Origin of the sequence: Streptomyces sp. NBC_01314, assembly GCF_041435215.1 — a bacterium.
In the GTDB taxonomy this organism is placed as follows: domain Bacteria; phylum Actinomycetota; class Actinomycetes; order Streptomycetales; family Streptomycetaceae; genus Streptomyces.
In genome coordinates, this window is the sequence record NZ_CP108394.1 from 2,120,921 (window position 1) to 2,140,516 (window position 19,596).

Genomic DNA, 19,596 nt, shown 5'->3' on the forward strand with positions numbered 1-19,596 from the left:
CCTCACCCGTTGTTCCCGGAGACCGTGTCGCGCAGGGCGCGCAAGGACTCCTTGAGCGATCCCATGGTGGCGAGAACGGCGGTCGGCTCGTAGCCGCAGTGCGCCATGCAGTTGGCGCAACGCGGGTCCTTGCCCCGGCCGTACGCGTCCCAGTCGGTGTCCTCGATCAGCTCCCGGTACGTCGTGACGTACCCGTCGCTCATCAGATAGCAGGGCTTCTGCCAGCCGAAGAGCGAGTAGTTGGGGATCGCCCACGCCGTGCACGGGAAGTCGACCTTGCCCTCCAGGAAGTCGAGGAACAGGGGCGAGTGGTTCAGCCGCCAGCGACGACGGTTACCGCCCGAGAAGGCCTTCTTGAACAGTTCACGGGTCTGCTCGACGCCGAGGAAGTGCTCCTGGTCGGGCGCCTTCTCGTAGGCGTAGGCGGGCGAGATCATCATCTCGTCGACCTGGAGGTCGTCGTTGAGGTAGTTCAGGACCTCGATGATGGTCTGCGGGGTGTCGGTGTTGAAGAAGGTCGAGTTGGTGGTCACTCGGAAGCCGCGCTTCTTGGCCTCCTTCATGGCCGCCACGGCCTCGTCGAACACCCCCTCCTTCGCCACCGACTCGTCGTGCCGCTCCCGCAGCCCGTCGATGTGCACGGCGAACGCGAAGTACGGCGAGGGCTTGAACTTCTCCATCTTCTTGCGCAGCAGCAGGGCGTTGGTGCACAGGAAGACGAACTTCTTCCTGGCCACCAACTGCCGCACGATCTCGTCGATCTGCGGGTGCATCAGGGGTTCGCCGCCGGCGATCGACACCATCGGCGCACCGGACTCCAGGACGGCGCCCACGGCCTGCGCCACCGGCATGCGCTGCTTGAGCACGCCCGCCGGGTGCTGGATCTTGCCGCAGCCCTCGCACTTCAGATTGCAGGCGTAGAGCGGTTCCAGCTCGACGATCAGCGGGAACTTGTCCCGCTTGCGGAGCTTCTGTTCGGCGAGATACGTCGCCACCTTGATGGACTGGCGGAGCGGCATGGCCATCTGGCTCACCTCCTGGGGAGCAGCAAGGAACGGTGCCATTCGTAATAAGCGGGAAGGACGGCACGAAGGACGCGGAAGGCTGATATTCCACCGCGTACCGTGCCAATCCGGACCAGTTCATGCTCTGGAGCGTCCACGACCACCCGGACGGCCGCAACCGGGCGTACGCCCGATCTCACGGCGCAGTGGAGCGTCACCGCCGATTCCATGTCGACCGCGAGCGCGCCGGTCGCGTACAGGTCGGACCGTTCCCGACCGCGTACGACGTGGTCGGATCCGGTGAGCGGGCCGGTGTGGACCGTGCGTCCGGGCACAGCCCTCGTCAGCTCCTTGACCAGCAGTTCGGTGCCCACACAGGGCGTGACAGCACCGTCGGGCCCTCGGGTCTCCTCGGCGACGACCAGGTCGCCGGGGTGCATGCCCGGCGCGAGTCCGGCGCAGAACCCGGTGGCCAGCACGGCCGCGTCACGCAGCCCCGGGTCGGCGAGCAGCCGGGTGACCGACCGCTCGGCGGCCCTCGGCCCCATGCCGGTGCGCAGTACGGTGACCGGGCCCCCGGCGCCGCCCCGGTCGCCGCTGCGCAGGGCGAGCTGCTCGATGCCGAGCGCACAGGCGATCAGCAGCGGGGCCGGGGCGGCGGGCGGGTTCATCAGCTCCCCTTGGCTTTCGAGGCGGCCGGGGCTTTCAGGACGGCCGGCTCGCCGTTGACGTACCGTCCGAGCGCCGTGAGCGGGAAGACCTGGCGGTAGAGGTGGTAGTTGATCGAGAAGTCCCAGGGGAAGCCGGTCCCGGTGAAGTACGGCTCGTCCCAGGACCCGTCCTCCCGCTGGGTCCGGGCCAGCCACTCGACGCCGCGCTCGGTGGCCTTGGTGTCCCGCTCCCCCGCCGCCAGCAGCGCGAGCAGGGCCCACGCGGTCTGGGAGGCGGTGGAGGCGCCCTTGCCGCCCCACTCGGCGGGGTCGGGGTAGGAGCGCAGGTCCTCGCCCCAGCCGCCGTCGTCGTTCTGCACGGTCTCCAGCCAGGCCACGGCCCTGCGGATCGCGGGGTGCGCGGCGGGCAGCCCGGCCGTCATGAGGGCGGGGACCACCGACCCTGTGCCGTAGACGTAGTTGACGCCCCAGCGGCCGAACCACGCGCCGTTCGGCTCCTGTTCGGCGAGCAGCCATTCGATGCCGCGCCGGGTGCGCGGATCGTGGGACAGGCCCTCGACCGCGAGCATCTCCACCACATGCGCGGTGACGTCGGCGGACGGCGGGTCGATCACCTCGCCGAAGTCGCAGAACGGCAGCCGGTTGGGGAACGGGCTGGTGTTGTCGGCGTCGAAGGCGGCCCATGCCCCGTTCCTCGACTGCATGCCCACGGTCCAGCGCACCCCGCGCCGGATGGCCTTCTCCACCCGCTCCGGGTCGGGGTGCCTGACCCGGCGCAGCGCGAGGACGACCTCGGCGGTGTCGTCGATGTCGGGGTAGTTGTCGTTGTGGAACTCGAAGGCCCAGCCGCCCGGCGCGAGTCGGGGGCGCTTCACCGACCAGTCGCCGGGGCGGACGATCTCCTCACCGAGCATCCAGTCGGCGGCCTTGACGAGTTGGGGATGGTCGGCGGGCAGGCCCGCGTCGGCGAGCGCGATGGCGGCGAGGCAGGTGTCCCACACCGGGGACTGGCACGCCTCGATCATGCGGGCCCCGTCCTCCCGCCACACGGCGAACCGGTCGAGGGACTCCAACCCGGCCCGCATCACGGGGTGTCGGAGGTCGTAGCCGAGCAGGTGCAGCGCGATGACCGAGTAGACGGCCGGCGGCTGGATGCCACCCCAGCAGCCGTCGTTCTCCTGCCGCTCGACGATCCAGCGGGCCGCTCTGTTCATGGCCGCCCCGCGCAGCCGCTTCAGCGCCACCTTGTGGTAGCCGTGCAGGACCTTGTCGAGGCGCTGGAAAGCGCCTTCCCAACTGCCCAGCGGATCAGCGGGCCTGGGAGGGTTCGGCCGCTCCGGGTCGGTGTGCAGCTCGTCGAGCGGGAACGGCGCGGGCCGCACCGGGCGCTTCGCCGAGACCACGGTCAGCGGCACGATCGTCTGTCGGGCCCAGCAGCCGAAGTCGTAGATGTTCAGTGGCATCCACTTGGGGAAGTAGACGATCTCCGGCGGCATCTCGGGCAGGTCGTCCCATTTCCACCAGCCGAACAGCGCCAGCCAGATGCGGGTGAAGACCCGGGCGGCGGCGATGCCGCCCCGCCCCCGGATCCACGCGGACGCCTTCGCCATGTGCGGCTCGGCCGGGTCGTCCCCGGCCAGCCGTAGCGCGACGTACGCCTCGACGGTGGCGGAGAGATCGGGCGGGCCGCCGTAGAAGGTGACCCAGGTTCCGTCCGGGCGTTGCTCGCCTCTGATGAAGAGCGCGGCGGCCTGCGTGGTCTTCTCGTCGCGGATGCCCAGGAACTGACGGAGCAGCAGGTCCTCGGCGTCCATGGTGACGTTGGTCTCCAGGTCGCCCTTCCACCAGCCCTGGGCGTCCTGCCGGGACAGCAGGAGGTCGGTGGCGCGCCGTACGGCGTGCGCGGCGGCATCCTGGACCCCTGCCGTCACCGGGGTGTCGCGTTCGGAGTCGCTGGCCGAGGGCGCGCGGGGCGGGAGTGCCCCGGTGCTTCCGTCGGTCGTCGCTGTCATGGCTTCCCCTTCGTGCAGTGGACGGATCTCTCTGCGGTGGGTCAGCCGTCGGCCGGTGCGTGTCCGGTGACGAGCACCGGCCGGCGACTACGCGAGGGCTATTCGACCGATGGCGGTCGACTCCTGGGGGGTCGCGGTCATCTCTTCCGTACGACGACGAAGTCGGCGAGCGCCGCGAACTGGTCCCGCACCCGCTCGGGCATCCGGATCGAGTCCAGCGCCTCGATGGCGATCGTGTGCTGGCGGCGGGCTTCCTCGGCGGTCCACCGCCGGCCGCCCGCCTCCTCGATGAGGGCGGCGCGCACGGCGAACTCCTCCTCGGAGAAGCTCTCGAAGTCGCTGCTCTTGGCGTCGGCGGCGAGGAGCTCACCGAGCTGCTCGGAGGCCGGGCCGCCCGCCGCGAGCGCGGCCACGACCGGCAGGGACTTCTTGCGCTGGCGCAGATCGCTCCAGGTCTGCTTGCCCGTGGAGACCGGGTCGCCCCAGATGCCCAGCAGGTCGTCGACGGCCTGGAAGGCGAGACCCAGGTGGTAGCCGTACTTCTCCAGCGTGTCGGCGGTGCGGTCGTCCGCGCCGCCGAGGACCGCGCCGATGGAGCAGGCGCAGGCGAGCAGGGCGCCGGTCTTGTTGCCCTCCATCTCCAGACACTCCTCGACGGTGACCCGCTCGCGGTGCTCGTAGGAGATGTCCTGGGCCTGCCCGTCGATGAGCGCGCGGGTCGCCGTGGTGACACGGCGGGTGGCGCGGGCCGCCTCGGCGGTGCCCAGTTCGAGGAGGATCTCGTTGGCGAGGACCATCAGTGCGTCGCCGACGAGGATGGCCTGGGCGGGGCCGTGGACCTTCCAGACGGTGTCGCGATGGCGGCGCTGTTCGTCGCCGTCCATCAGGTCGTCGTGCAACAGCGAGAAGTTGTGCACCAGTTCCACCGCGACCGCGCCGGGGATGCCGACCTCGGGTGCGGCGCCGGTGACCTCGGCGGACATGACGGCGAGCGCGGGACGTACGGCCTTGCCGCCGTCGCCGTCCGCCGGGTTGCCGTGGGCGTCGATCCAGCCGAAGTGGTAGGCGGCGACGGTGTCCATGGGGGGCGCCAGCCGATCGACGGCCGCCCGCAGCACGGGTGTGGCCAGGGTCCGCCCGCGCTCCAGGAGCGCGGTCACGTCCACCGCGGTCCTCGCAGCGGCCGTCACGGCCGGGGGCACAGTGGGCACAGTCTCTCCAGATGTAGAAGTGTTCGCGGTACCGAGAGTGCGGGAACCGGTCCGGTGCGCTTCGAGCGTCACGCCGCCTCCTCGTGGTCCAGGAGATGGTCCCGGGACCGGCCCAGAGCGGCGAGGGCGGTGTCCGCCGCTCCGATGCCGCTGCGGACCGCACTCTCCATGGTCGCGGGCCACCCGGTGGCGGTCCACGCTCCGGCCAGGTACAGGCCGGGTGCCTTGGTGCGGGCGCCGGGCCTGAGCCGTCCGACGCCGGGGGTGGGAGCGAACGTCGCGGTGCGCTCCCGGGTCACGAAGAAGTCCTTCACCCGCGCGCCGCGAGTGGAGGGCAACAGCCTTTCCAGCTCGGGCAGATACCGCTGCCGCAGCTCGGACACGGGCGTGTCGATCTCGTCCTGCGCGGCCGACTGCGACAGTGCCAGGTACTGGCCCTCGCGCAGCCCGGACGCCCCGGTCCGGTCGAAGACCCACTGCACGGGCGAGCCGAGCGCCGCGAAGAACGGCTTGGTCAGCACCTTCCGGTCGTACACCACATGGACGTTGAGGATCGGCGCGGTGCCGATCTCCAGCAGCCGACCGGGCTGGTCGAGCGCTCCCGCGGGCAGCAGGTCGTACGTCTCGCGCTGCGGTACGGCGAGGACGACCGTGTCGGCGTCGATGCTCTCGCCGGGCACCTCGACCCGCCACTTCCCGTTCCCCAGGGGGGAGACGGAGGTGACGCGGGTACGGAGCCCGGTACGGACACCCGCCGAGTCGAGCGCCTTGCGTGCCAGCCGGTCGTGCAGTTCGCCCAGCGGGACATGGGCCCAGCCGATGTCGGCCGCTCCCGGTTCGGACAGCAGACCCGTCTTGAACACCATCGCGGCGAGCCCGAGGGAGGCGTCCCGGGCCACCGCGTTGAGGGTGGCGACCCCCACGAGGTCCCACAGCGCCTCGACGGCCCGCGGCGACTGACCGTGCTCGGCCAGCCAGCTGCCGAAGTCCCGTTCGTCCAGCGCGGGATCGGCGAGGTCGAGCGCCTTGAGCGCCAGTGCGGCGCGCCCCACGCCGGCGCGCTCGGCGAGCGAGAGGTGGGGGTACGTGGCGAGGCTGCGCCCCAGATGCAGGGGGACGGGCAGCGCGTCGCGCCGCAGTCTGCCGAGCCGTCGCCCGGATGTGCCCTCGGCGTCGAGAACCGGCACGTCGAGACGGTCCTGCAGGGGTGCGAGGGCGGCTCCGTCGACGCGGTCGAGGAACCAGCGGTAGGCGGTGCAGCACCGCATGTACACATGCTGTCCGTTGTCGACGGTCAGCTCGCCGCGCCGGAAGGAGAAGGCGAGTCCGCCGAGGCGGGGCCGCCCTTCCAGGAGCGTGACGTGGACGCCGGCGTCGGCGAGCGAGAGCGCGGCGGTGATGCCCGCCAGCCCCCCGCCGACCACGACGGCCGTGCTCCGGGGGCGGCCCGTCCGGTCCGCGTCCCGCAGCCCCTCGGACTGTGCGCCGTCGGTCATCGTGCACCCTCCCCTGCCGGTCCGCCGGGGTGCTGGAGCGGTCCGCGGCCGGCCGTCGCAGTCAGGGACGCCCCGGCGTCGCGGAGGGTTGCGTACCACTTTTCCCCGGTGGGTTCACCTTGGAGCGAATTGTCCATCAGACGCGTCTCCTGACCGTACGGCGCGACGCGTGGCGGGCGTCCAGACCCGAGAGTCCGCGTACGGCCACGTACGCCTTCTCTCGGCCGGGCAGCGAGACCCGTCCGCGCAGTACGGCCTCCGGCTCGCGCTCGATGCGGTCGAGCAGCCGCCGGTAGATGCCGGCCATGGCGGCGACGCAGGCGCCGCTGCGGCGGTCGAGCATCGGCAGCAGCCGGTAGCCCTCGGCGAACAGGGCGCGGGCCCGGCGCACTTCGAAGTGCACCAGACCCGCGAAGTCGGAGTCGGCCGGTGGGAGAGGCCCGGCGGCGAACCCGGCCGAGCAGCCGAATTTCGCGAGGTCGTCGGCGGGCAGGTAGGTGCGCCCGCTCTCCGCGTCCTCGCGAACGTCCCTGAGGATGTTGGTCAGTTGGAGCGCGAGTCCGAGAGTGTCGGCGTACTCCGGTGCGCGTTCGGCGCCGCGCGCCCCCGGTTCCGTGCCGAAGACACCGAGCGAGAGCCGTCCGATGGAACCGGCGACACAGCGGCAGTAGACCTTCAGGTCGTCCCAGGTCTCGTAGTGCTCGCCGCGTACGTCCATGAGGACACCGCCGATGAGTTCGTCGAGGGCGTCGAGCGGGATCGGGAAGGCCGTCCCGGCGTGGGCGAGGGCGACCGCGACGGGGTCCGTGTCGTCCTCGTCGACGGAGCCGTCCCGGACCCGGGTGAGCAGCGCCCTTGTCTCCTCCAGCCGGGCCGCCTTGACCTCGACCGCGAGCGCGCCGTCACCGATGTCGTCGACGCGCCGGGAGAACGCGTACAGCGCGGACATCGCGCGGCGCTTGGGCGTCGGCAGCAGCCTGATGCCGTAGGCGAAGTTGCGGGCCTGCTGTCCGGTGACGGCCTCGCAGTAGCTGTAGGCGGCGAGTACCGGCGCGGCCGCGTGCGGTTCCGACTCCACGGTCCGGATCACCCCTCTCCTCGCAGGGTCGCGCCCACCTCGCGCAGCAGCCGGAGCTTGCCGGGCTTGGGCGGGCCGGGAAGTACGTCGAATTCGGCGGCCGTGATCGCGTGTACGGCCGCCCGTCCTCCCGCCACGAACCCCGCGAGGAGCAGCCTCAGCCTGCCGTGGACGCTACCCACGAGGGGGGTGCCGTCATTCAGGAGATTCCGGGCGCGTTCGGTCTCGTACGCGACCAGCGCGCGCACCGATGCGCCCGCGGTGGGCGCGGCGAGGTCCGCCTCCTGGACGTGGAAGCGCTTCATGTCGGCGGCGGGCAGATAGACACGGTCGCGGCCCAGGTCCTCGGCCACGTCCTGGAGGTGTTCGACGATCTGCAGCGCGGTGCAGATCGCGTCGGAGTGCCGGACCCGCTCGGGGGTGGTGGCGCCGGTGACGGCGAGGACCAGGTGGCCGACGGGGTTCGCGGAGAGCGCGCAGTAGGCGAGCAGGTCGTCGTAGGTCTCGTACCGCTTGACCAGTTGGTCCTGGCGGTTGGCGGCGATCAGGGCGAGGAACGGCTCGGGGGTGAGGGAGCGGCCGCGGACCGTGCGCTGGAGCCGGCGCAGCAGCGGATGGCCGGGGGTGCCGTCGAAGACCCTGGCGAGATCGGCCTCGAAGGCGTCGAGGAGGAGGAGCCGGTCCTCGGCCTCCTGCGGACCGATGCCGAGGAGGCGGGCGTCGGCGCCGCCGGGGGCGAGGTCGCCGTCACCGATGTCGTCGACGAGGCGGGCGAAGCCGTAGACGGCCATGAGGTCGTCGCGCCAGGCCCTGGGCAGGAAGAGCGGGGCGACGGGAAAGTTCTCGGACCCGGCCTTGTCGAGGGTGTCGCGCTCCGGGTCCCCGGCGCGCGCCGTCCCGCTCTCGGTCACCGCTCGTCACCTGGCACGGGAACGGCAGAAGCGTGGTTGAGCTGGGGAGTCTCCGTAGCCATGGCCGTCACATCTCCCGTTCTACACTGCCGACCCAATACCCACTATTTCGGACACGCCGCCCAGTGGGCGGCGTCTGCGGCTGATGCCGGATGTCGCGCATTATGGACCCACTTGCCGCGATTCGGCACCGTTACAGCTTACGTTGTACAACGCACCAGGCTCCGTCGGGGTGTCCTGCACATCACAAGAACGCACCGATTGCCCCCAAGATTCCTATGGGCGACCGGAGTTGACGCTTCCTTGCCGAAGTTGGCGTTTCCTTTGCGGACGCCGTTCCCCGCTATCCCTCGCAGACGCCGGGCCCCACCGGAACAGTTCCGGTGGGGCCCAGGTCGTTGCGGGCCGGGGGCCTGCCCTACTTGCCCGTGAACTTCTCGTATTCCTTCAGGACCTCGTCCGTCGGGCCGTCCATGCGCAGTTCGCCGCGTTCCAGCCACAGGACACGGTCGCAGGTGTCGCGGATGGACTTGTTGTTGTGGCTGACCAGGAAGACCGTGCCGGCCTCCTTGCGCAGCTCACGGATGCGGGCCTCGGAGCGTTTCTGGAAGGCGCGGTCACCGGTGGCGAGGGCCTCGTCGATCATCAGCACGTCGTGGTCCTTGGCCGCCGCGATGGAGAAGCGCAGGCGGGCCGCCATGCCGGACGAGTAGGTACGCATCGGCAGGGTGATGAAGTCGCCCTTCTCGTTGATGCCCGAGAAGTCGACGATCCCCTGGTAGCGCTCCCTGATCTGCTCGCGGGACATGCCCATCGCGAGGCCGCCCAATATGACGTTCCGCTCGCCCGTGAGGTCGTTCATCAGGGCGGCGTTGACGCCGAGCAGGGAGGGCTGGCCGTCGGTGAAGACCTTGCCCTGCTCCGCCGGGAGCAGACCCGCGATCGCGCGCAGCAGAGTGGACTTGCCCGAGCCGTTGGAGCCGATCAGACCGATGGCCTCGCCGCGGTAGGCCATGAAGGAGACACCCTTGACGGCGTGCACCTTGCGCACCCCGCGCTCCTCGCCGCGCTTGACGATGCGACTGAGGGCGGAGGTGGCGCTGCCCTTGCCGGTCTTGGCGCCGTTCACGCGGTAGACGATGTGCAGTTCGTCCGCGATGACGGTGGGAATGTGTGACTCAGCCACGGCCGTACCTCTCTTCGGCCTTCCAGAAGTACACGAAGCCGCCGAGCGCGATCAGTAGGGCCCAGCCGCCGGCGACCGCCCACACGTGCGGGGGCAGGTTCTCGCGACCGTAGCCGTCGATCAGCGCGAAGCGCATCAGGTCCATGTAGATCGCGGCCGGGTTCCACTGCAGGACGCTGGCGATCCACTTGGGGTGGTCGGCGAGCATCACCGGGATGGAGAACATGACGCCGGAGGCGTACATCCAGGTCCGCATCACGAACGGCATCAGCTGCGCGAGGTCCGGGGTCTTGGAGCCCATGCGGGCCATGATCAGCGCGAGGCCGGTGTTGAACAGGAACTGCAGCACCAGCACGGGCACGATCAGCAGCCACGACAGCTTCGGGTAGCTGCCGAAGCCGACCGCCACGCAGAACAGCACGATCATCGAGAACAGCAGCTGCTGGAGCTGCTGGAGCGCGAACGAGATGGGCAGCGAGGCACGCGGGAAGTGCAGGGCGCGCACCAGACCGAGGTTGCCGGAGATCGCGCGGACTCCCGCCATCACCGAGCTCTGCGTGAAGGTGAACACGAACACGCCCGTGACCAGGAACGGGATGTACACCTCGCGCGACATGCCCCGGTCGGCGTTGAGGATCAGGCCGAAGATCAGGAAGTACACCAGCGCGTTGAGCAGCGGCGTGGCCACCTGCCACAGCTGGCCGAGCTTGGCCTGGCTGTACTGCGCGGTGAGCTTCGCCTGGGAGAAGGCGAGGATGAAGTGACGTCGCCCCCACATCTGGCGGACGTACTCGACGAGTCCGGGCCTGGCGCCGCTCACGGCGAGCCCGTACTTGGCGGCCAGTTCCGTCGCGGAGAGCCCGTCGTCGGGCGACGGACGGTCGCTCACCACAACCCTGCCGTCATGCGTTGTCTCACTCACAAGTGGAAACTTTCGTCCTCAAAGTGCGCAGCCTGGTCGGGCCGAGGCAGAAGCCTGGACCGGGTACGGCCGAATGCTCTCAGATATCGAGCGTGTCAGATGACGGGAGGTCGGCCCAGTCGGGTCAGCCGCCACACCGTACGCCACTTCATGGGCCGGCGGGGGCCGCAGGGGCTCGTCCAGCCCTCCTTGAAACCGCCGAACCAGGCCTTCAGGGCCGGGCCGGAGGGCTTGCGGAGCAGCGTCAGCAGCAGCCAGACGCCCAGGTAGACCGGGACGAGCGGGGCCGGGAGATTACGGCGCGCGAGCCAGACGCGGTTGCGCGCGACCATGCGGTGGTAGACCGCGTGCCGGGAGGGCGCGGTCGTGGGGTGGTACAGCACCATGTCGGACCGGTAGTCGATCATCCAGCCCGCGTCGAGGGCCCGCCATGCCAGGTCGGTCTCCTCGTGCGCGTAGAAGAACTCGTCCGGGAGGGCGCCGACTTCGGCGAAGACCTGGGTGCGTACGGCGTTGGCGCCGCCGAGGAAGGTGGTGACCCGCGAGGAGCGCATCGGATCGGCGGCCCGCAGCCGCGGCACATGGCGGCGCTGGGTCTCACCGCTGTCCGGGTCGGCGATCCGGAAGCTGACGATGCCGAGCTTCGGGTCGGCGTCGAAGGCCCGGCGGCAGAGTTCGGCGGTGTCGTGGTGCGCGAGCAGGCCGTCGTCGTCGAGGAAGAGGAGGACGTCGACGTCCCGGCCGCTGGGGCCGAACGCCTCTATGCCTATGTTGCGGCCCCCGGGGATGCCGAGGTTCTCGGGCAGCTCGACCGTCCGTACACCCTCGGGGACGTCCGGGACGGGCGAGCCGTTGCCGACGACGACCGCCTCGACCCGGTCGCCCTCCTGCTTGGCGACCGAGTCGAGGAGGGCGCGGAGTTCGTCGGGGCGGTTGCCCATGGTGATGATCACCGCGCCGACCTTCATGCCGCCGCTCACTTCAGCCTGCTGGAGGCCAGGATGGACACCAGGTGCAACAGGGTCTGGAGCAGCGCGATGCCGGCGAGTACGGCGACGCCGAGCCGGGAGAAGAAGAGGTCGCCCCGGGCCTGGTCCAGGACCGCGAACACCAGGATCAGCAGGGAGGCCTCGACGCCGAGGATGAGCCGGTGGAACTTCAGCGCGGCGGCGGCCTTGCGGGCCAGCGCCATGCCGGAGGAGCGCGGCTCGGAGGCCGACTCCTGGACCGGGGCCTTCCCCTGCTGGTGACGGGCGACTCCGACGAGGTCCGTCTCGGCCTTGATGAGGATGGCGCCGAGGGCGGCGAGGGTGCCGAGGAAGGCCCACAGCCAGTCGATCCGGCCGGTGCCCCACAGGTCGGCGGCGCGCAGACCGAAGCCGACGAGCACGGCGGCGTCGCACAGGTAGGCGCCGACCCGGTCCACGTAGATGCCGGCCATCGAGTACTGCTTGCGCCAGCGGGCGATCTCGCCGTCGACGCAGTCGAACAGCAGGTACAGCTGGACCATCACCACACCGAGGACGGCGCCCGGGATGCCCGGCACCAGCAGGGCCGGGGCGGCGAGGACGCCGAAGACGGTCATCAGGTAGGTCAGCTGGTTGGGCGTGACCCGGGTGTTCACCAGGTGCCGGTCTATGCGCAGCGAGATCTCGCGCATGTAGAGCCGGCCGGCCCAGTGCTCACCGCTCCGCCGGTCCTTCACACCCGGGGGGTGAACGACCGGGCGGAGTTCAGCTACCGATGGCTTTGGCATAGTCGGCGTATGCGTCCTTGATCTGGTCGGTGCTCAGTTCGAGGTGCTCAAGAATGGTGTAGCGGCCCGGCCGGGTCTGCGGGGCGAACTCCACGACCTGGACGAACTCGTCCACGGTGAAGCCGATCTCGTCCGGCAGGACGGGCAGCCCGTGGTGGCGCAGGACCTCGACCATCTGGCCCGCGACCTCGTGGTTGCCGCGCAGGAACGTGGCGAACGCGCCGCCCAGACCGCACTGTTCGCCGTGCAGGGCGTTGCGCTTGGGGAAGGTCAGGTCGAACGCGTGGCTGATCTCGTGGCAGGCGCCCGAGGCGGGACGGCTGTCGCCGGCCACGGACATGGAGATCCCGCACAGGACGAGGGACTCGGACAGCGTCGTCAGGAACTCGTCGTCACCGACCCCGCCGGGGTGGCGCAGGACCGCCTCGGCGGCCTGTCGGGCCATGGCGGCGGCCAGGCCGTCCACCTTCTCGCCCGTCTCACGGCTGGACAGCTCCCAGTCGGCCACGGCGGAGATCTTGCAGATCACATCGCCGATGCCGGCCCGCACGAAGCGCACCGGGGCCTCACGGATGACGTCGAGGTCGATGACGATCCCGATCGGGTTCGGCACACCGTAGGAGCCGCGGCCCGCGTCGTTGTCGAGGGTGGCGACCGGGGAGCACAGACCGTCGTTGGCGAGGTTCGTGGCGACGGCGACCAGCGGCAGGCCGACCCGGGCTGCCGCGTACTTGGCGCAGTCGATGACCTTGCCGCCGCCGAGCCCGACCACCGCGTCGTAGTGACCGCCCTTCTTGATCGAGTCGGCGAGCCGTACCGCGCCGTCGATGGTGCCGTCGGCGTCGCAGAACCAGTCCGCCTCCGGGAACGCGGGGGCGAACCGCTCCTGCAGCGCCTTGCCGGAGCCGGCGCTGATCGCGAAGGCCAGCCGGCCCGACGGCGCGATGCGCTGGTCCGACAGGATCGTCGCCAGATCATCGAGCGCGCCGGGACGGATGTCCACGACGATCGGCGAGGGGATGAGCCTCGTCAGTACTGGCACGCGATCTCACGCCCCTTGGCGAGGTCCTCGTGGTTGTCGATCTCGACCCACTTGACGTCGCCGATGGGGGCCACGTCGATACGGAAGCCGCGGTTCACGAGCTCCTGGTAGCCGTGCTCGTAGAACTGCTGCGGGTCCGTCTCGAAGACCGTCTTCAGGGCGTCGGCCAGCTCGTCGGCGGCCTCGCCCTCGATGAGGGTGACGCCGATGTACTCACCGGTCGCCTCGGCCGGGTCCATCAGCTTGGTGATCTTCGTCATGCCGCCCTCGGGGCCGACGACGACCTTCATCTCCTCGTCGGCGAGGGACTTCACCGTGTCGAGGGCGAGGATGATCTTCTTGCCGTCACCGCGGGCGGCGAGCAGCGTCTTCTCGACGGAGACCGGGTGCACGGTGTCGCCGTTGGCGAGGATCACCGAGTGCTTGATGGCGTCCCGGCCGCACCACAGGGAGTAGGCGTTGTTCCACTCCTCGGCCTTGTCGTTGTCGATCAGGGTGATCTTGACGCCGTACTTCTGCTCCAGCGCCTCGCGGCGCTCGTACACGGCCTCCTTGCGGTACCCGACGATGACCGCGACCTCGGTCAGGCCGATCTCGGCGAAGTTGCCGAGGGTGAGGTCGAGAACCGTGAGGCTCTCTTCGTCGCCTTCGGGGCCGACCGGCACCAGTGCCTTGGGCAGGGTGTCGGTGTAGGGGCGAAGACGCCGTCCGGCGCCGGCCGCCAGCACGAGGCCGATCATGCGGGTTCTCCTTCATCGTGTACGGCGGGTGCGCCTGTTTTATGGGCGGTCACCCAGAAGCGGATGCTCTCGACGAGCACCAGCAGCGCCACGGCCACGGCGAGAGCCGTGAGCGCGACCTTGAACTCTGTGGGCGCGAGCAGCGCGGCCAGGACGGTGACCAGCAGGGTCCTGCCTTCGTGACCGCCGATCGCCCGCACCAGCCACTGCGGTGGCGCGTCGGCGTCGCCGCGGATGCGGTACACCGTGTCGTAGTGATGGTAGGCGACCGCGGCCACCAGCCCGAAAGCCGCGGGAAGGGCGCCGTTCACATCGGCCTTGACCGCCAGTACCAGAACGGTGCCGTATTCGGCGGCCCTGAAGAGCGGCGGGATCAGCCAGTCCAGGGCGCCCTTGAGGGGGCGCTCGACGGCTTCCGCCGACAGCAGGACGTACAGGCCGGCCGCGAGGACGACCTGCCAGGCCGGGCCCCAGACCCAGGCCGCGGTCACCACGGCCACGGCTCCGAGGGCCGCGCTGAGCAGCGCCGTCTTGCGCGGCGGGCCCGGCAGGAGCGATGCCAGCGCCTGGGCGAGCGGCCCGCTGTCCGCGAGGTCCGCCAACGCCTGCGCCGCCCGGTCCGTGCGCCGCGCCTCGCGCGTCAGCGAGCGCAGTACACGCCCCGCCGTGGTGTAGGTCGCGGCGAAGGCGCAGCCGACGAGCAGCGCGTAGAAGGTGATACGGGGTGTGGTGGCCGCCGTGAGGATCGCGATCATCGCCCAGCGCTCGCCGATGGGCAGGACGATCATCCGGCGGATCCAGACCGTCCAGCCGACGCTGTCGAGCTTGTCCGAAAGAGCGGCGGTGGGGCTGGTGTTGGCGGTGGCGGCGGTATCCCCGGCGTTTGCCTCGTTGAAGGAGAAGTCGACGACGTGGCGGCAGGTCTGCAGGACCATCGCGCCGAGGGCGAGCGCCCATACGTCGTCACCACCCCGCGCGGCGCCGAGGGCGAGGCCCGCGTAGTAGGCGTACTCCTTGGCACGGTCGAAGGTGGCGTCGAGCCAGGCGCCGAGCGTGGAGTACTGCAGCGAGTAGCGGGCCAGCTGGCCGTCGGTGCAGTCGAGGACGAAGGAGAAGATCAGCAGCAGGCCGGCCGCGACGAAGCCGCCGCGGGTGCCGGTGGCCGCGCAGCCCGCCGCGATCAGGGCGGTGACCAGCGAGGCCGTGGTGACCTGGTTCGGGGTCAGGCCCCGGCGGGCGCACCAGCGGGCGAGGTAGCGGGAGTACGGGCTGACGCAGTAGGTGGTGAAGAAGCCGTCGCGGGACTTCACCGCCGTGCGCAGCCTCACGGCCTCGTCGTCGACGGCGTCGACCGCCTGACGGGCCTCGTTGCGGGCCTGCGGGTCGGCGGGGACGACGGCGACCAGGGTGCCGAGCTCGGGCCGGTACGGGCTGACGCCGTCCGCGTCGAGAGCGGCGACGACCCGGTCGGCGACACTGTCGACGGCGACAGCGGTGCTGCCGCTCACGGTGGCGTTCTCGCGGGCCAGAGCCCCGGTCAGCGCCCGGCGGGCGGCGGGCCGCACGGTCACGGCGCCCGGCAGGGCGGCCGCGTCGAAGCGGGGGTCGGTGAGTCCCAGGCGCAGCGCGTGGACATGGCCCACGAACCGTGCGTCGACGAGCGCGACCCGCTGGTCCGCGGGCACCGTCGCCAGGAGCGTCTCGACGTCACCGTTGTCGGAGGCGACCCGCACGTCGAAGCCGAGCGACCGCAGATCGCCCTCCAGCGACGATCCGGGCACCGGCTGACCGGTGAGGATGGCGGTCGACAGAGGAACTCACTCCCTGGGTGCCGACGCGACCGCGCCGGACATGTACGTGGTGGAGGCGCCCTGGCCCTGGGGGCCGGCGGCGTGTCGGCAGAGGTTATCGGATGAAGAGAAGCGGACGTTCACCGCCCGTTCACGGCTCGATCAGTTCGACCTGATCACGCCGTCGGCCCTCTGTCGCGATCATCATCGGGGATGCGGGGGTCGCGCCACAAACTCCGGTGCGGATATCGGCCCATAGGGGGCGAACGGGTAGGGGTCACTCCCCGGTGGAGGCCGCGTGCCGCGCCCCCCAAGGGCGGCGAGGCCGTGACATGTGCGGCTCCGCCGCGTGGGCGCGACCAGCCGCGAACCCGGCCGCACCCACCAACCCTGCACGCCTCCTGCGGCGAACGGGCACAACACAGCCCCCGGGACGGCCCCGAATAAGGTGACCCCATGACATGGCTGATCACAGGCGGGGCGGGCTACATCGGCGCACACGTGGCGAAGGTCATGACCGACGCCGGCGAACAGGTCATCGCGCTGGACGACCTCTCCGCGGGGGTCCGCGGCCGCCTCCCCGAGCACATCCCCCTGATCCACGGCTCGGCCCTGGACGGCGGCCTCCTCAAGCGCGTCCTCGCCGAGCACACCGTGACCGGCGTGGTGCACCTCGCCGCCCGCAAGCAGGTCGGCGAATCCGTCGCCCAGCCCACCCGCTACTACCAGGAGAACGTCGGCGGGCTCGCCACCCTCCTGGAGGCGGCGGCCGGAGCCGGGGTCGAGCGCTTCCTCTTCTCCTCCTCCGCCGCCGTCTACGGCAACCCGGACGTGGACCTCATCACCGAGGACACCCCGTGCGCCCCGATGAGCCCGTACGGCGAGACCAAGCTCGCCGGCGAATGGCTGGTCCGGGCCGCGGGCCGGGCGCACGGCATCGCGACCGTGTGTCTGCGCTACTTCAACGTGGCGGGCGCCTCCGACCCGGCCCTGGCCGACACCGGCGTCTTCAACGTCATCCCGATGGTCTTCGACCGCCTCACCCGCGACGACGCCCCGCGGATCTTCGGCGACGACTACCCGACCCCGGACGGCACCTGCGTCCGGGACTACATCCATGTCGCCGACCTCGCCGACGCGCACCTCGCGGCGGCCCGACGCCTCACCGGAGGCGCCACGGGCGACCTCACCGTGAACATCGGCCGCGGCGAAGGCGTTTCGGTCCGCGAACTCATCGATCTCGTCGGCGAGGTGACCGGCGACCGCCGGCCCGCACTCGTCGAGCCGCGCCGCCCCGGCGACGCGCCGCGCGCGGTCGCCTCGGCCGCGCGCGCCGAACGGGAGCTCGGCTGGACGGCCCGGCGGGAGGTACGCGAGATGGTCGAATCGGCCTGGGCGGGCTGGCGACTGCACCGCGGCCTCTGACCGCCCCACGATCATGACAGTGCTCTGACCTGCGTATCGTTTCCGCAGGTCAGAGCACATGACAACGGTGTTCAGTGCCGCGTTGCCGGATACCCCCCACCCGTAGTTCACTGTGATCCGGAGCCGAACACACGGACGCATTTGAAAGGCGGACCCCATGGGGGCTGGGCACGATCACGGGCACGCGCAGCACGCGCCGACCAGTGGTACGGCGGCAGCGGCGTACCGCGGACGGCTGCGGATCGCGCTGTCGATCACGCTCACCGTCATGGTGGTCGAGATCGTCGGCGGTGTTCTCGCCGATTCGCTCGCGCTCATCGCGGACGCGGCCCACATGGCGACGGACGCGGTGGGCCTGGGCATGGCGCTCCTCGCGATCCACTTCGCGAACCGCCCGCCGAGCGGCAACCGCACCTTCGGTTACGCCCGCGCCGAGATACTCGCGGCGCTCGCGAACTGTCTGCTGCTGCTCTGCGTCGGCGGCTATGTGCTGTACGAGGCGATCCAGCGCTTCGTCACGCCGGTCGGGACCCAGGGCGGGCTGACCGTCGTGTTCGGCGCGATCGGTCTGGTCGCGAACATGATCTCGCTGACCCTGCTGATGCGCGGCCAGAAGGAGAGCCTGAACGTACGGGGTGCCTTCCTGGAGGTGGCCGCGGACGCGCTCGGCTCGTTGGCCGTGATCATCTCCGCGACGGTCATCCTGCTCACCGGCTGGCAGGCCGCCGACCCGATCGCCTCACTGGTCATCGGTCTGATGATCGTCCCGCGCACGGTGAAGCTGCTGCGCGAGACCCTCGACGTCCTGCTGGAGGCGGCGCCGAAGAACGTCGACATGGCCGAGGTGCGAGCCCACATACTGGCGCTGCCGGGTGTGGAGGACGTCCACGACCTGCACGCCTGGACGATCACCTCCGGTATGCCGGTGCTCTCCGCCCATGTGGTGGTCGGCTCCGACACGCTGGACTCCATAGGCCACGAGAAGATGCTGCACGACCTCCAGGGTTGCGTCGGCGACCACTTCGACGTCGAGCACTGCACCTTCCAGCTGGAGCCGGGCGGCCACGCGGAGCACGAGGCGAAGCTGTGTCACTGACGACCGACTGGACGACACGACCGGAGACGTCCGCCGACCGGGAGCAGGTGTACGGCGTCAACGCCTCCGCGTTCGGGACGGACGCGGAGGCCGGGCTCGTGGACGCGCTCCGCGAGGACCCCGGGGCGTGGCTGCCTGGGCTGTCGTACGTGGCCGAGGCGGCGGACGGCACGATCGCGGCGTACGCGCTGATCACGCGCTGCCATGTGGACGAGGTCCCCGCGCTGGCGCTGGCCCCCGTCGCGGTGCTGCCGGAGCAGCAGCGGCAGGGGGCGGGAGCGGCCGTCGTACGCGCGGCGCTGGAGGCGGCACGCGCGTGTGGGGAGCGGCTCGTCCTCGTCCTGGGGCATCCGGAGTACTACCCGCGCTTCGGCTTCGTACGTGCATCCGAGTACGGCATCCGGCCGGGTTTCGACGTTCCGGACGCGGCGATGATGGCGCTGGTGCTGGACGGTTCCACGTCGGTGGCATCCGGCACCATCAGGTATCCGGCCGCCTTCGGAGTCTGAGACGCGGTCCGCATGTGTCTTCGGGCGGGGTGCGCGGGTAGGACATGCAGGTTGGCGCGAAGTGCCGGGTGTGCCGGTTTCGTGCGGCAAACTTGAGGCTCGAAGAACGAGGCGAAGGATGGGCATGCCGATCACACCTGCCACCGCGGTGCAGAGTTCGCAGAACGGGACCATGGAAGCGATCCTGCTGGAGCTGGTCGACGAGAACGGCACCACGATCGGCACCGCGGAGAAGCTGGCGGCTCATCAACCGCCCGGTCAACTGCACCGGGCGTTCTCCGTCTTCCTCTTCGACGAGCGCGGGCGGCTGTTGCTGCAGCAGCGCGCCCTCGGCAAGTACCACTCCCCCGGCGTCTGGTCGAACACCTGCTGCGGGCACCCCTACCCGGGCGAGTCCCCCTTCGCGGCGGCCGCGCGGCGGACCCACGAGGAGCTGGGGGTCTCCCCCGCGCTGCTCGGCGAGGCGGGCACGGTCCGCTACAACCACCCGGACCCGGCCTCCGGCCTGGTGGAGCAGGAGTTCAACCACCTGTTCGTGGGGCTGCTGCAGGCCCCGCTCCGGCCGGACCCCGAGGAGGTCGGGGCCACCGCGTTCGTCACCCCGGACGAGCTGGCGGAGCGGCATGCCAAGGACCTCTTCTCGTCCTGGTTCATGACGGTCCTGGACGCGGCCCGGCCGGCGGTCAGGGAGCTGACGGGCCCGGCCGCGGGCTGGTGACGGCCCCCGGATCAGTGGACTGATCCGTG

The 19,596-nt window shown here is 70.7% G+C and carries 19 protein-coding genes; 4 read left to right on the forward strand and 15 right to left on the reverse strand.

Features of this window, described 5'->3' with window-relative positions; translation table 11 throughout:
• Positions 1-2 precede the first annotated feature (2 nt).
• The 15 genes from hpnH to OG622_RS09500 form a co-directional block, all read right to left on the reverse strand.
• A complete protein-coding gene (hpnH, locus tag OG622_RS09430) occupies positions 3-1,025 on the reverse strand; it encodes an adenosyl-hopene transferase HpnH (protein ID WP_371574788.1) in 1,023 nt (340 codons plus the stop codon).
• A 5-nt stretch (positions 1,026-1,030) separates the two neighbouring features.
• Positions 1,031-1,675, reverse strand: a complete 645-nt coding sequence (locus OG622_RS09435; RefSeq protein WP_371574789.1) for a 1-hydroxy-2-methyl-2-butenyl 4-diphosphate reductase — start codon at positions 1,673-1,675, stop codon at positions 1,031-1,033.
• Positions 1,675-3,687 carry a squalene--hopene cyclase gene (gene shc, locus OG622_RS09440; protein WP_371574791.1) on the reverse strand — a complete coding sequence of 671 codons (2,013 nt, stop codon included), beginning with the start codon at positions 3,685-3,687 and terminating at the stop codon, positions 1,675-1,677. Before shc ends, OG622_RS09435 begins: the two co-directional genes overlap by 1 nt.
• A 137-nt stretch (positions 3,688-3,824) precedes the next feature.
• Entirely contained in the window at positions 3,825-4,898 is a 1,074-nt protein-coding gene (locus OG622_RS09445; protein WP_371574792.1) for a polyprenyl synthetase family protein, read from the reverse strand.
• A gap of 68 nt (positions 4,899-4,966) precedes the next feature.
• Positions 4,967-6,394, reverse strand: a complete 1,428-nt coding sequence (gene hpnE, locus OG622_RS09450; protein WP_371574794.1) for a hydroxysqualene dehydroxylase HpnE — start codon at positions 6,392-6,394, stop codon at positions 4,967-4,969.
• A complete protein-coding gene (locus OG622_RS09455) occupies positions 6,391-6,531 on the reverse strand; it encodes a DUF6380 family protein (protein WP_371574796.1) in 141 nt (46 codons plus the stop codon). Before OG622_RS09455 ends, hpnE begins: the two co-directional genes overlap by 4 nt.
• Complete coding sequence (hpnD, locus tag OG622_RS09460; protein WP_371574798.1) at positions 6,531-7,484, reverse strand: presqualene diphosphate synthase HpnD; 954 nt, start codon at positions 7,482-7,484, stop codon at positions 6,531-6,533. Before hpnD ends, OG622_RS09455 begins: the two co-directional genes overlap by 1 nt.
• Positions 7,481-8,383 (reverse strand): squalene synthase HpnC, encoded by a 903-nt coding sequence (gene hpnC / locus OG622_RS09465; RefSeq protein ID WP_371574800.1) that lies wholly within the window; start codon positions 8,381-8,383, stop codon positions 7,481-7,483. The genes hpnD and hpnC overlap by 4 nt, the downstream gene beginning before the upstream one ends.
• Positions 8,384-8,801: 418 nt before the next feature.
• Positions 8,802-9,569, reverse strand: a complete 768-nt coding sequence (locus OG622_RS09470; protein ID WP_371574802.1) for an ABC transporter ATP-binding protein — start codon at positions 9,567-9,569, stop codon at positions 8,802-8,804.
• Positions 9,562-10,491, reverse strand: coding sequence for an ABC transporter permease (locus OG622_RS09475; RefSeq protein WP_371574803.1), 930 nt, complete (start codon positions 10,489-10,491; stop codon positions 9,562-9,564). The genes OG622_RS09470 and OG622_RS09475 overlap by 8 nt, the downstream gene beginning before the upstream one ends.
• A gap of 95 nt (positions 10,492-10,586) precedes the next feature.
• Positions 10,587-11,459 (reverse strand): glycosyltransferase family 2 protein, encoded by an 873-nt coding sequence (locus tag OG622_RS09480; RefSeq protein WP_371584044.1) that lies wholly within the window; start codon positions 11,457-11,459, stop codon positions 10,587-10,589.
• Between the two features lie 8 nt (positions 11,460-11,467).
• Positions 11,468-12,196, reverse strand: coding sequence for a CDP-alcohol phosphatidyltransferase family protein (locus OG622_RS09485; protein ID WP_371574804.1), 729 nt, complete (start codon positions 12,194-12,196; stop codon positions 11,468-11,470).
• A gap of 28 nt (positions 12,197-12,224) precedes the next feature.
• Positions 12,225-13,289, reverse strand: coding sequence for an iron-containing alcohol dehydrogenase family protein (locus OG622_RS09490; protein ID WP_371574806.1), 1,065 nt, complete (start codon positions 13,287-13,289; stop codon positions 12,225-12,227).
• A complete protein-coding gene (locus tag OG622_RS09495) occupies positions 13,277-14,029 on the reverse strand; it encodes a sugar phosphate nucleotidyltransferase (RefSeq protein ID WP_371574808.1) in 753 nt (250 codons plus the stop codon). Before OG622_RS09495 ends, OG622_RS09490 begins: the two co-directional genes overlap by 13 nt.
• Positions 14,026-15,840, reverse strand: coding sequence for a DUF5941 domain-containing protein (locus tag OG622_RS09500; RefSeq protein ID WP_371584045.1), 1,815 nt, complete (start codon positions 15,838-15,840; stop codon positions 14,026-14,028). Before OG622_RS09500 ends, OG622_RS09495 begins: the two co-directional genes overlap by 4 nt.
• A gap of 435 nt (positions 15,841-16,275) precedes the next feature.
• Here OG622_RS09500 and galE point away from each other — a divergent pair, with 435 nt between their 5' ends.
• The 4 genes from galE (at position 16,276) to idi (ending at position 19,567) form a co-directional block, all read left to right on the forward strand.
• Positions 16,276-17,244, forward strand: coding sequence for a UDP-glucose 4-epimerase GalE (gene galE / locus OG622_RS09505; RefSeq protein ID WP_371574810.1), 969 nt, complete (start codon positions 16,276-16,278; stop codon positions 17,242-17,244).
• Positions 17,245-17,401: 157 nt separating this feature from the next.
• The gene (locus OG622_RS09510) at positions 17,402-18,340 is read left to right on the forward strand and encodes a cation diffusion facilitator family transporter (RefSeq protein WP_371574812.1); all 939 of its coding nucleotides are present in this window, start codon (positions 17,402-17,404) and stop codon (positions 18,338-18,340) included.
• Positions 18,331-18,849: a GNAT family N-acetyltransferase gene (locus tag OG622_RS09515; protein WP_371574814.1), complete on the forward strand. Its 519-nt coding sequence runs from the start codon at positions 18,331-18,333 to the stop codon at positions 18,847-18,849. The genes OG622_RS09510 and OG622_RS09515 overlap by 10 nt, the downstream gene beginning before the upstream one ends.
• Before the next feature lie 124 nt (positions 18,850-18,973).
• Complete coding sequence (idi, locus tag OG622_RS09520) at positions 18,974-19,567, forward strand: isopentenyl-diphosphate Delta-isomerase (RefSeq protein WP_371574816.1); 594 nt, start codon at positions 18,974-18,976, stop codon at positions 19,565-19,567.
• Positions 19,568-19,596: the final 29 nt, after the last annotated feature.

Coding starts and splice junctions, on each gene's coding strand:
- hpnH (WP_371574788.1), bottom strand. CDS start 1,025: ATGGCCATGCCGCTCCGCCAGTCCATCAAGGTGGCGACGTATCTCGCC.
- OG622_RS09435 (WP_371574789.1), bottom strand. CDS start 1,675: ATGAACCCGCCCGCCGCCCCGGCCCCGCTGCTGATCGCCTGTGCGCTC.
- shc (WP_371574791.1), bottom strand. CDS start 3,687: ATGACAGCGACGACCGACGGAAGCACCGGGGCACTCCCGCCCCGCGCG.
- hpnE (WP_371574794.1), bottom strand. CDS start 6,394: ATGACCGACGGCGCACAGTCCGAGGGGCTGCGGGACGCGGACCGGACG.
- OG622_RS09455 (WP_371574796.1), bottom strand. CDS start 6,531: ATGGACAATTCGCTCCAAGGTGAACCCACCGGGGAAAAGTGGTACGCA.
- OG622_RS09480 (WP_371584044.1), bottom strand. CDS start 11,459: ATGAAGGTCGGCGCGGTGATCATCACCATGGGCAACCGCCCCGACGAA.
- OG622_RS09495 (WP_371574808.1), bottom strand. CDS start 14,029: ATGATCGGCCTCGTGCTGGCGGCCGGCGCCGGACGGCGTCTTCGCCCC.
- galE (WP_371574810.1), top strand. CDS start 16,276: ATGACATGGCTGATCACAGGCGGGGCGGGCTACATCGGCGCACACGTG.
- OG622_RS09510 (WP_371574812.1), top strand. CDS start 17,402: ATGGGGGCTGGGCACGATCACGGGCACGCGCAGCACGCGCCGACCAGT.
- idi (WP_371574816.1), top strand. CDS start 18,974: ATGCCGATCACACCTGCCACCGCGGTGCAGAGTTCGCAGAACGGGACC.